The sequence below is a fragment of the Heyndrickxia camelliae genome (assembly GCF_002844575.1).
GTDB lineage: Bacteria > Bacillota > Bacilli > Bacillales > Bacillaceae_C > Margalitia > Margalitia camelliae.
The window spans coordinates 513,688-525,606 of sequence record NZ_PIQO01000001.1 but is presented as its reverse complement, the minus strand read 5'-3'; the positions used below and the strand labels follow the sequence as shown (position 1 = coordinate 525,606).

Annotated in this window: 10 protein-coding genes; all 10 read right to left on the bottom strand. The window is 36.1% G+C overall.

Annotation, left to right across the window (positions count from 1 at the left end):
- On the bottom strand, positions 1-453 hold the full coding sequence (locus tag CWO92_RS02630; RefSeq protein ID WP_101352615.1) for a hypothetical protein: 453 nt from the start codon (positions 451-453) through the stop codon (positions 1-3).
- Positions 450-1,916: a UDP-N-acetylmuramoyl-L-alanyl-D-glutamate--2,6-diaminopimelate ligase gene (locus tag CWO92_RS02625; protein WP_101352614.1), complete on the bottom strand. Its 1,467-nt coding sequence runs from the start codon at positions 1,914-1,916 to the stop codon at positions 450-452. Before CWO92_RS02625 ends, CWO92_RS02630 begins: the two co-directional genes overlap by 4 nt.
- Before the next feature lie 477 nt (positions 1,917-2,393).
- The gene (locus tag CWO92_RS02620) at positions 2,394-4,307 is read right to left on the bottom strand and encodes a stage V sporulation protein D (RefSeq protein WP_101352613.1); all 1,914 of its coding nucleotides are present in this window, start codon (positions 4,305-4,307) and stop codon (positions 2,394-2,396) included.
- Between the two features lie 114 nt (positions 4,308-4,421).
- Positions 4,422-6,662: a penicillin-binding protein gene (locus CWO92_RS02615; RefSeq protein ID WP_101352612.1), complete on the bottom strand. Its 2,241-nt coding sequence runs from the start codon at positions 6,660-6,662 to the stop codon at positions 4,422-4,424.
- Positions 6,659-7,027: a cell division protein FtsL gene (gene ftsL, locus CWO92_RS02610; RefSeq protein ID WP_101352611.1), complete on the bottom strand. Its 369-nt coding sequence runs from the start codon at positions 7,025-7,027 to the stop codon at positions 6,659-6,661. Before ftsL ends, CWO92_RS02615 begins: the two co-directional genes overlap by 4 nt.
- Positions 7,028-7,078: 51 nt before the next feature.
- Entirely contained in the window at positions 7,079-8,011 is a 933-nt protein-coding gene (gene rsmH, locus CWO92_RS02605) for a 16S rRNA (cytosine(1402)-N(4))-methyltransferase RsmH (protein WP_101352610.1), read from the bottom strand.
- A 64-nt stretch (positions 8,012-8,075) separates the two neighbouring features.
- Complete coding sequence (gene mraZ, locus CWO92_RS02600; protein ID WP_101352609.1) at positions 8,076-8,507, bottom strand: division/cell wall cluster transcriptional repressor MraZ; 432 nt, start codon at positions 8,505-8,507, stop codon at positions 8,076-8,078.
- Between the two features lie 147 nt (positions 8,508-8,654).
- Complete coding sequence (gene bshC / locus CWO92_RS02595) at positions 8,655-10,274, bottom strand: bacillithiol biosynthesis cysteine-adding enzyme BshC (protein ID WP_101352608.1); 1,620 nt, start codon at positions 10,272-10,274, stop codon at positions 8,655-8,657.
- 123 nt (positions 10,275-10,397) lie between these two features.
- On the bottom strand, positions 10,398-10,793 hold the full coding sequence (locus CWO92_RS02590; RefSeq protein ID WP_101352607.1) for a DUF3397 domain-containing protein: 396 nt from the start codon (positions 10,791-10,793) through the stop codon (positions 10,398-10,400).
- Position 10,794: 1 nt separating this feature from the next.
- Positions 10,795-11,691 (bottom strand): 2-dehydropantoate 2-reductase, encoded by an 897-nt coding sequence (locus CWO92_RS02585; RefSeq protein WP_101352606.1) that lies wholly within the window; start codon positions 11,689-11,691, stop codon positions 10,795-10,797.
- Positions 11,692-11,919 lie beyond the last annotated feature (228 nt).

Below are 11,919 nucleotides of genomic sequence, written 5' to 3'. Positions count from 1 at the left end.
TTATCCCCTCTCCTTTCTGTTTATTATTTCCATAATAGTTTTTTGTAATTGTTGTCCTGTACCTTTTTTTGATAAATCATATGAATATGGATGATGATTAAGAAGTTCAGGACTAAATAAAATAAATTTAGTCATTTTTTCACACTCTTCTTGTTCAATTTTATTAATATAATATTTACATAGTTGTTGCAAAGCAAATATTGGACTTTCCACTATAAAAATCGGAAAATGATTGGGAGTATAGAAAGGAATTTCTAGCTCTTGCGGCCAAAGAGCTGCAATAGCACCAGCTTCAATTGCTCTATCTAGTTTTTGATCTTCAGATATTGGAATGAATAACCCCTTTTTTAAATCTCCATGATCAAAAATGGATACGACATCAAATGTAATCGAATCAGCCTTAATCCCACGATTATGCGGAAAAAGATTATACAAATCATGAATGTTAATCATTTTTTACACTCCTGTACCGCTTCGCTTGCGACTTTACGGTCATCAAAATCATTGATCTTATTTCCGATAATTTGATATGTTTCGTGGCCTTTCCCAGCAATCAACACCACATCACCTTCTGAAGCATGCTGTATTGCATATTTGATTGCTTCCTTGCGATCAACAAATGTAACATATTGAAGCCCCTTTACTCCAGCTTCCATTTCCTTAATAATGGCCTCCGGATCCTCGCTTCGAGGATTATCTGAAGTAAATATAGGGTCTGTTCCATACTGACATGCAATCTGTGCCATTATCGGTCGTTTCGTCCTATCACGATCACCTCCGCAGCCAACTACCACGAAAATTCGTTTTTTAGCAAATTGCTGGACAGTCTTTAAAACATTTTCCAAGCTGTCCGGTGTATGGGCGTAATCGACGACAATTGGGAATTGCTGTCCAGCTTGAACCAACTCAAATCTACCAGGCACACCTTTCACATTTTCAACCGATTGAAGGATAGAATCGAGCGGAATATTTAATACATATCCAACTGAAATTGCAGCTAAAATATTATAAATGCTGAATTTCCCAATCAGTTGAAGATGGACTCTTCTTTCACCAGCAGGAGACACTAGGGTAAAAACAGTTCCCTTGGCGTTCATGTCAATATCTTTGGCTCTGAATTGAGCTGTCTGATTGTCAATTCCATATGTAACAATATGTGCAGCAGTTTCTTTTTGAATCTGCTTAGAGCCTGAATCGTCTATATTTAAAACAGCAAATTTAGGATGTTCATGATTATACGCATTTCCAAGTTGTGCAAATAGCAGACTTTTTGCTCGCAGATATGCTTCCATAGTATGGTGATAATCTAAATGATCTTGAGTAATGTTAGTAAATACTGCAACATCATAATCACATCCAAATACTCTTCCTTGGTCAAGTGCATGGGAGGACACTTCCATCACTGCTGAACTTACCCCTTCATCTAACATTTGTTTGAAGGTGCTTTGTAAGGTCAAACTATCCGGTGTCGTATTTTTCGTTTCTAATGTGTTATTTCCTATTTTCATATACATAGTGCCAATTAAGCCTGTTTTTTCTCCTGCATCACGAAGGATTTGTTCGACTAAATGGCTTGTGGTTGTTTTTCCATTTGTACCAGTGATACCAATTAGCTTCATTTTTTTCGTTGGCTGTCCATAAAAGGAATCGGCTAGGATCGCCATCGCTCTTTTAGTGTCAGGGACAATAATAACGGGAATATCTACATCTAATGGTTTTTCAGATAAGATAGCCACAGCCCCTTTATTAGCAGCATCTTCTGCAAATCGATGCCCATCTACTGTAAGTCCCTGTATACAAATAAATAAACTTCCAGGTGTAACTTTTCGATTATCTTGAACAATATCCTGAATTTCAGGGTTATCGTTCGGAAACTTTACGAATGGTAATACTTTCAAAAGTGTATGTAATTTCATATTTTCATCTCCTATTCCAAAAGCGTAAGCGCCTTGCCCTCCCGCTAGCTTTACCGCTCATGCAACTTAGTCTTAGAATTAAATCGGCGTTTCCCAAACTTTTTTACATGGTAAGCCTTAGATTTTGATTCTTTATCTTAAATCTCCATACTAAAATAAACAATCGTTTCTATTTTACTAAAAAAATGATCATGAATCTATGCAGCTTTGCGATTAATTCATGATTTTATGATATAAATAATATTTTTCTTATGCTCTTTTCTTAAACTTTGTATAAAATGAAAAAGCCAATTTTAATCTGTTGCTATTTATATATGAGTAAAAATCGGCAGTAGGATGTTTACGGGAGTTTCCTAAAAATCAAATGAATAACGGAATGTAGAAAAAAAGAATTATATACTTATACGAAAAGCACAATCTTTGTGAAAACAGCCTTTTCTTAAAAACAGGCGGCAATCCATGTTTGCCGCCTACTCATTAATGCATATATACCCTTATGGTTGACCCAATTTCTACTTTCTTTCCTGGTGCTGGATCTTGCCTCAGCACTGTGTCTCCTTTGCCGCTGATATCAAGTTTTAAATTTACATCGACACCAAGAAAGTCTTTTTTACTTGTCCCAACTAAGTTTGGAACTTCTACAAGCGGAACTTGCGGATAAGTAATTTCTTTTTCAATTTGATTTTTTCTAGGTTTTACACCCATAGCCCTTAAACTGTCTCCAATGATATTTCCTGCTATCGGTGCTGCTACTTGACCACCAAATTGCACTGTATTTTTCGGATTATCTATTGCAAAATAAACAACAATTTGCGGATCATCCGCAGGTGCAAATCCTACAAAAGACAAAACGTAGTTATTTTCTAAATACCTTCCGTTTTTCGCCTTTTGAGCCGTACCTGTTTTACCACCAACACGATAAGAATCAACATAAGCATTTTTTCCTGTTCCCTGTGCAACAACTGTTTCCAAGGCATGACGTATTTCTTTGGATGTTTTTTCAGAAATCACCTTTCTTTTTGCAACTGGAGTTTTTTTCATCATCACTTTGCCGGTAGCTGGATCATCTAATTCTTTCGCTATAAAAGGCTGGTACAAGGTCCCGCCATTGATTGCTGCAGAAACAGCTGCTACCTGCTGTATTGGTGTCACAGACACCCCTTGTCCAAATGCAGTTGTAGCCAATTCAACAGGACCAACTTTATTTAAGTTGAATAAAATTCCCGAACTTTCACCAGAAAGGTCTATTCCGGTTTTTTGTCCAAAACCGAAATCACGAATATATTTAAAAAGTGTATTTTTTCCTAAACGTTCACCTAGCTCCACAAATCCTGGGTTACATGAATTTTGAACTACCTCAAGGAATGATTCACTGCCATGTCCACCACGTCTCCAACAATGAAGAGTGGCTCCTCCCACTTTAACATAACCCGGATCGTAGAAGCTGTCCTTTTCTAAGTCAACCTTTCCTTCTTCCAGCGCAGCTGCAAGTGTTATTATTTTAAATGTAGATCCCGGCTCATACGTACTCCAGATTGGTAAGTTACGGTTATATACTTCCTGTGGAACATTCTTATATTCTGCAGGATTAAAAGTTGGACGGCTGGACATCCCTAATATCTCACCAGTATTCGGATCCATCGCAATCGCGATAATGCCGTCGGGATTATATTTCTTTTCCGCATTATTCAATTCACGTTCTATAATGGTTTGAATTTTTGTATCAACCGTTAATTTCAAATTTAAGCCGTTCTCAGGCGGAACATAGTCATCAGACATATTAGGCATTCTCTTGCCTTTTGCATCTGAATAAAATTGTACAGAACCTTGTTTTCCTTTCAATTCATTATCATACGTTAATTCAAGTCCTGTTAATCCCTGATTGTCTATACCTGTAAATCCTAGCACTTGAGATAGATAACTGCCAAATGGATAGTACCGTTTGGAGTCCTCTGCTATATATACACCTTTCAAATTTAACTTTCGTACTTTATTAGCTGTTTCAGGGGAAATTTTCCTCCCTGCTTTAAGTCGCTCTTTACTTGATTTCTTTGTTATTTGTTCATATATTTTTTCCTTGGATGCATTTAGAGCAGCTGCAAGCTTTTCAGCTGTATTTGCGGGATCTTCTATTTGTCTTGGAATAACATAGATTGTCGGTGCACTTTGATTAGAAGCAATTGCAACCCCATTCCGATCGACAATTTTCCCTCTTTCCGGTTCAAAGGTAATATCCCTGCTCCACAAATTTTTTGCTCTTGCCGTTAGCCAATCACCAGAAAAGAATTGAACATATCCAAGTCGTGCATCAATTACCCCAAAAACTAAAAGACCGATAAGAAGCGTTACGACCAATCTCTTCCTAACTGTTACATTGGATACTCGTTTCAATGACACGATCCTCCTCTAATTCAGCTCTTCCTCCCCACTGGAATGCCATTTTTCCATAATATATATGCTTGTACCAAGAAAAAAAGAACAGCCCTTCCATTGAAGGGCTGCAAGTTAGTCGAGCGGCGGCGAACTATTATTAGAACTTTGCTTATTTTGAGTTTGTCCCTTATTTACTTGTGTTTTCTTTTTTGCCTGTTCCTCCACTATTTTATCCATTGGTAATAGATTCACAACTAGAGGATCCCCTTTTTGAATTGGAGAATTTGGCGTTATACTTTGCTTCCAAACGTAGCCGTCACCAGTCAAATTAAGTTTCAAATCTAATAAATCAGCAACATTCATTACATCCCTCTTGGACCAATTTGCCATATCAGGAACAGAAGGACGGCCATCTGTTTTTAAGAATATTCGCTCCCCTTGTATAAGGGTTGACCCTTGCTTCGGAAGCTGATTTACTACTTTTGTGCCTTTCCCTAACACTTCAACCTGAAGCCCCATATCCTTAAGCTTTGCTTGTGCCTCACTAACATTCATATTCGTAGCATTCGGTACTTTAGTTACCTTTGTTTCCACCATTTTAGCAGGTTTTATATTTAAATATTGTAAAGTGTTTTTCATTACTGGGTTAAAAATCATTTGAACAGGTATCGATTCTCTTTCATTTTCACCTAGTTGCGGCTGTTGAACAGCTACGTAGACGATTAATTTAGGATTGTTTTTGGGAGCCATTCCTAAAAATGAAAAGATATAATTATTTCTACCTTTCAAATATTTGCCGTCTGAACCAGGAATTTGTGCAGTTCCCGTTTTACCTGCGACATCATAACCAGGAATGTCATACCAACTTCCTGTACCGTTTTTGGCGGTCACTACCGTACGAAGATAGTCACGTACTTGTTTAGCCGTTGCTGCACTTACTGGTTTTCCAACTACCTCTGGCTTTGTTGTTTTAACTACATTTTTATTAGGGTCGACAATTTTATCCACTACATACGGCTTCATCATTTTTCCATCATTCGCAATCGCTGTAGCAGCTTGAATCATTTGAACACCTGTTACAGTTGTCCCTTGACCAAATGTAGTAGTGTATTTTTCAATTGGCCAATTGTATAATATTTTTCCTGAAGCTTCGTTAGGAAGCCCTATGTTTGTCGGCTGTCCAAAATGAAAGCGATCTAAGTAAGTTCGAAAAGTGTCTTGGCCAATCTTGTCAAGTAATGTGGCAAAGGCAACATTCGAAGACCTTTGAAGTCCTTGTAAATATGAAATGGAACCCCATCCAGCTCCATTATTCCAATCCCTAATTGGATTCGGGACCCCTTTCACATAAAAGGTACCAGATTTATACAGTGCATTGGGGTTAAACACTCCCTCTTGAACTGCAGCCGCTAATGTAAATATTTTCATCACGGAGCCTGGCTCATATGATGTCTCCACCACTTGATTACTCCAACCTTTTTCGATTCCTTCTCTCGTTGTTGGATCAAAAGTGGGTCTTTGTCCCATTCCTAATATTTTCCCCGTTTTTGGATCGGCCACAATAGCAATCATATTTTTCGGCTTATATTTTTCCTCTACCTTGGACATAGCATCTTCTATGAAAATTTGAATCTTTTTATCTATGGTCAGATAAACATTGTCACCATTTTTTGGCTCTTGTACATCCTTTTTAGCGCCTGGCAATAAATATCCCCATAAATCACCTTCAAAGGATACCTTGCCATCCGTCCCTTCAAGGTATTTATCAAGACTTTTTTCTAATCCCATTTTTCCGACCAGTTTTGAATTAACATCATTCTCATTTTTTTGAGCATAGCCAATTAAGTGAGAGGCAAAGATGCCATTTGGATAAAACCTCTTGGAATCAGGCATAAAAATAATTCCAGGTAGCTTAAGTGCCTCTATTTTTTTCTTTGTATCATAAGAAATATCTTTCCCTGCCTTGCCGAATTCAACTTGTTTTGGTCCTTTTTTAGTTAAAATCTTATAAATATCCTCTTCAGGCATATTAATATAGCGAGATAATTTTTCAGCTGTCATTTGCGGATTGACGACATGATGGGGATTTTCAGGATCAGTAGTCATTTTTTTATCTAACACCGCTGCAAGGGTATAGGAAGCAACATTTTCTGCTATTACCTCCCCCTTATCATCATAAATCGTACCTCGTTTTGCCTCCAAGATATTCGTTCGCAAATATTGCTTTGCAGCTTGTGCAGCAAGAACCACTCCATCTGCCTGTCCCGTAACCTGAATTGTAATGAAACGTACAACTATGATAAAAAAGAGCAGACCGAATATTAAAAATAATATCCCTGCTCCTTTGTTAATATTGGCTCTTTTTTTGATCATTTACCTTCAACAACCTTAACATTATTTTCATTTAATTTTAATCCCAGTTTTTCGGCCTTTTTCTTAATTCGATCATATTGACTTAAGTCACTGACCTGTGTTTGCAAATCGTTATTTGCTTTTATTTGAGATTGAATGGAGGACTGCTGATTTTGAATATCTCTATTCACTTTATAGATAGCAGCTTGAGTAGAAATAATCTTGATAGCCATTATAGCAATAAATGCAACTAACAATGCTCCTAGCACTTTCTCTCCTAAAGTAATGGATCTTCGGGTATGTACGGGTACTGGCTGTTGTTTTGTTTGGGTATTTTGTTGTCTTTGTGGTTCTAAATACTGTTGTTTCCTAGCTAAATTACTCAAGCTCTTCTCCTCCTTTTATTTGATGTAATCTCTGATTTGAGACATATTTTATTACAGCTTTTCAGCAACTCTTAACTTCGCTGACCTAGCGCGGTTATTATGATTTAATTCCTCTTCACTAGGTATTATTGGTTTTTTTGTGATGATTTTTAGTGGAGGTTTGTATTCATCCGGTATAAATGGGAGACCTGGAGGTAACTCGGGCCCTTGACTCGCTTCTTTAAAAATCGTTTTACAAATTCTGTCTTCCAATGAATGAAAAGTAATGACACTAATTCTTCCACTTGGTTTTAATAATTGAATTGCATCTTTAAGGGAATTTTCAAAAACACCTAACTCATCATTAACCGCAATTCTTATTGCCTGGAAAACCCTTTTTGCAGGATGACCGCCTTTTCTCCTTGCTGGTGCAGGTATCCCCTCTTTAATTAATTCTACAAGTTGTCCAGTTGTTTGAATGGGTGCATTCTCACGCGCAGCCTCTATTTTTCTGGCAATTTGTTTCGAAAATTTTTCTTCCCCATATTTAAAGAAAATTTTCACTAATTCTTCGTATGGCCAGGTATTTACTACTTCGTATGCTGAAATTTCTCCACTAAGGTCCATCCGCATATCTAACGGCGCATCATGGTGGTAACTAAATCCTCGCTCGGGTGTATCTAATTGTGGTGAAGAAACCCCCAAATCATATAAAACACCATCGACAGCTTGAATTCCTATTCTAAGAAGCTCGTCCTTTATATTACGAAAATTACTATTAATAAAAGTTACCTGGTTTTCATATTGGTTCAATTTTTCTTTTGCATGCTTTAGGGCTGTTACATCTTGATCAAATGCAATTAGCCTTCCTTGTGGTGAAAGCTTGGACAATAGGTACTGACTATGCCCAGCGCCTCCAAGGGTACAGTCTACATAAATACCATCTGGTTTAATATTTAATTGATCAACGGTTTCTTTTAATAGCACAGTTGTATGCTCAAACATGTAAAAAATCACCTTCCAATCGAATCATGGGAAATTAATTTTATTATCATTGCCCTTTTAAGTCTTAGATGTCAAATCCAATCATATTTTCCGCAATTTCGGCAAATGATTCTTCAGATTCCTCAAAATAGTCTTCCCATAAATCCTTGCTCCAAATCTCTATTCGATTGGAAACACCTAATACGACACACTCTTTTTCTAACTGGGCATAGGCCACAAGTGGAGTGGGGATATTGATTCTTCCTTGCTTATCCAGTTCACACTCAGAAGCGCCAGAAAAGAAAAATCGGGTAAAAGCACGTGCATCTTTTTTTGTTAGTGGGAGGGCTTTAAGTTTTTCTTCGACTTGTTTCCATTCTTCAATTGGGTAACCAAATAAGCATCGATCAAGTCCTCTCGTGATAACAAACGTCTCACCTAAGAGCTCACGAAACTTGGCGGGAATAATAATTCGTCCCTTCGTATCAATGTTGTGTTGGTATTCCCCCATGAACATAGAACAAGCCCCCACTTTCTAAAATAAATGTACCACATTCCCCCACTTTTCACCACCTATTTTTTAAATTATACTTGACCCTTAATATTTCCTGCTTTTTGTCATGTTTTTTTCATAAAAAAAACCAGTTTGAAATCTCAAACTGGTTTACAATCTTATTAATTTATGGGTTCCGTCAAACTCATACGGAAGAGATAAAAGATCATCAATAAATGCGATTCCATATTTATTAATGAAATAAAAGATATTCCAAATTCTTTCTTGTGGAGAATTATTTGGTCTTAAGCTTCTTTCGATGCGATTATATACTTCCAACACGTTGTCATGCTTTTGTTCAATATTTAAATTAATTTTCCTTTGTAAGAACTCAAGCTGACGCATATGGATAGATAAATTTTTCTCAATCAACGGTTCGATACCTTTATCACTGTTGGATAGAATTTGGCTATATTGTTTTTCTAGCCAGTCCCTCGCTTCTGATACTAGTCCATCCAACGTTTCATCTTTTACTGAATTCCAATAATCAGTTCTGACTTCCTCTACTCCATCACGAATGGTCTGTACAACATCTAACTGCATTTCCTCCATATCTGCAGCAATGGAGCGTTCTAAGATTGTCAGATTCAATCTTGCAATAACAGGAGGCATATCGAATCCCATATGTTCAAAGGCAAGCTTTAATTCTGCCCAATATGCTATTTCACCAGGACCTCCGATAAAAGCAAGGGTTGGAAAGAGCCATTCCTCCATCATTGGTCTAGTCACTACATTATTACTAAAATGTTCTGGATGATTTTCAAGTTCTGTTAATAACTCCATTTTAGTAAACTGGACTTTATTATTTTTGCCGATGTAGATATCTTGCTCTGGGAAGTAGTCTAATAATATTCTCTCCTTCCCATCATAATAGAATAAATTAACGGCATTCTTTCCAATGTCAATAGTATTGGCAAAATCAAAAGAACCAATATTCTGTTGCTGTTGTAAGACTAAATTAGTAATCGAACTACTTTGTTCAATAATCTGTTTAAAGAAAGGAACCTCTAGCCTTCTTAATTGTTTATCTGCGGAATCAATAAGCAGTACCCCATATTTAGAAAATAGATCAAGGATTACTTTCACAAAAAAATCAACAAACGTTTTGGATTGATCAATTGTGTTGTCCATCATATGAAGCAGCTTGTTAGTATATTCAGTTTCTCCGAAGTGCTCGAATACTTTTTTAACCCATTTTTTCATATGTACTTTATCAAATTCCACATCGGAAACCATTCGTTTATCAATTGGTCCCTCAGCATAACTTAATTTATGGATGGAACGATCTTTTTCTACAAAAACATGGTTAACTTCTAAGTAATCATGATCTTCTCCCGCTATCCAGAAAACCGGAACAACAGGGACTTGTAATGCCTGTTCCTGTTCCCTTGCAAGGTGAATAATCGAAATAAGTTTATGAACTGTATATAACGGTCCTGTCAATAATCCAGCTTGTTGCCCACCTATAACCACAACTGATTCAGGTTGTCTTAATTTTGCAAGAGACTTTTTTACTTCCTCAGTTGGAGAAAATTTCTCCATATATGCTTCTATACAATCTGCAAGTTTTTCTCTTTCAAATGTTCGAGCTTGCACATCTTTATATCGCTTCTTAAAAACATCTTGATCTGTTATGTCATAATGAAAAAAGTCTTTCACAGGTTTTTTTTGCTCTATGTAAAGGGAAGCAAAACGGTTCGTTGCTGGAATGAAGATTTTTTCCAGATCCATAAGGTGAATCTTCCTTTCTCAATAACTTAATAAAACAAATGATAATTTTCCATCTTAATCTTGTTAGAGTATAGCATTATTATGCAGGAAAGAGAAAAAAATTGCTTAAATAATTTTCCTTGTTTAATTCATTGCAACTGAATCAAGTACACTTCTTGTCAAACCATAAATCATAAGAATAATGTATGCGGCACAAAATAATAAGAAATTAAAGCGCCAAAATCCTTTGAAAACCTTGGAATAAATAATTTCATTCCGCATATAGCGATATAAGAAAACAAAACCTATGGCTATTAACAGCAATAGCAATATGATGACCCATAAAAATGAATGTGACCATAATACAAACGCAATTTCATTAACCGATAATATAAGAAATAAGGTAGTAATATCAATTGCGTAAGAAACAGCTCTTCTATGATTATTCGTAATAAGTTTCACTGCGAAAAACACTAGTAAATAGGCAATGAAAGGAATCAATATCAATACTCCGGCGATCCATGAAAGAAATATTCCCATTCTATTCTCCGCTTCCCCCTTCCATTCCCTTTACCATTTGAAATAATATCTTTGTAATTGGCAATTGGATTTTTTGTGATTTCGCTCTTTCTAAAATATAGCCTAGAATCGCATCTATCTCTGTTTTGCGATTATGCAGGATATCATTAAGCATGGAAGACTTATTTTCACTAGTATTACGGCATATCTTCAATATTTCCTCAAAAACCAACTGCTTGTCCATAAAAGAAAAGACGGAAAAAAGCTCAAGAAAATACTCTTTTAACAATGATAAATAGAAAGAGTTTGTTATAAGTTGACCATTTTTTATTTTTAAAACAGCTGTTAGAGGATTAATAATTGCATTAATCATCAGCTTTTTTACAAGCATCTTTTCCCAATTATATTGCTGACAAAATGGGAAAGAAGCAATATTGTATGAAACCAGGGAGTCGATGATAGAGCTTTCCCCTTTATACATAGCAATATTGGTTTGGCCAATACCATTATGTTTCACAGTATAATCATTTACTTTTAAAGCACCGTGCTCAACCGTTCCTACTAATATTGTTTTACTGTTTAAATCTTTTAATATTTCTATATGTCCCATACCGTTTTGCAAAAACAACAACGGTATTGTGTGTTTCAAGTCAACTAAAATTGGTTTGATATTTGGAAGATGGTATTGTTTCACTGCAACAATTACCAGATCTTGTTCATTTAAAGATTCATATCCTATATTTGATTTCACAATGGTTTTAAAGCATTTGTTGCCTTCCATAACGATTGATATTCCCTCTTTTTCGAGTTGTGCACACTGCTCCTCTCTTCTCGGAATTATCGTTACGGCATGCTTCTTTCCTAGATATCCAGCAAATAAAAGACCTATGGATCCTGCACCGATAATTGCGATTTTCATTCGAATCCCTCAATTTAATTCTTTTATACTATTGTACCAAATTATAATAATAGTGTGAAAAAAAAAGAAATGCGGCGATCCGTTAATGATTGAATTCGTTATTTACGCACAAGCGCCCTAAAAATCACTTTTTTATACAAGTTAATGAAACGTCCTTCTGTATAATAAAAAAACAACCAACCTTGCCCATATCACAGAACTAGTGACCGGTAATCACAGAAAAAAACA

Bases quoted from the DNA above. Each gene is read 5' to 3' on its own strand.
- CWO92_RS02630 (WP_101352615.1), bottom strand. From the start codon at position 453: ATGATTAACATTCATGATTTGTATAATCTTTTTCCGCATAATCGTGGG.
- CWO92_RS02625 (WP_101352614.1), bottom strand. From the start codon at position 1,916: ATGAAATTACATACACTTTTGAAAGTATTACCATTCGTAAAGTTTCCG.
- CWO92_RS02615 (WP_101352612.1), bottom strand. From the start codon at position 6,662: ATGATCAAAAAAAGAGCCAATATTAACAAAGGAGCAGGGATATTATTT.
- rsmH (WP_101352610.1), bottom strand. From the start codon at position 8,011: ATGTTTGAGCATACAACTGTGCTATTAAAAGAAACCGTTGATCAATTA.
- mraZ (WP_101352609.1), bottom strand. From the start codon at position 8,507: ATGTTCATGGGGGAATACCAACACAACATTGATACGAAGGGACGAATT.
- bshC (WP_101352608.1), bottom strand. From the start codon at position 10,274: ATGGATCTGGAAAAAATCTTCATTCCAGCAACGAACCGTTTTGCTTCC.
- CWO92_RS02590 (WP_101352607.1), bottom strand. From the start codon at position 10,793: ATGGGAATATTTCTTTCATGGATCGCCGGAGTATTGATATTGATTCCT.
- CWO92_RS02585 (WP_101352606.1), bottom strand. From the start codon at position 11,691: ATGAAAATCGCAATTATCGGTGCAGGATCCATAGGTCTTTTATTTGCT.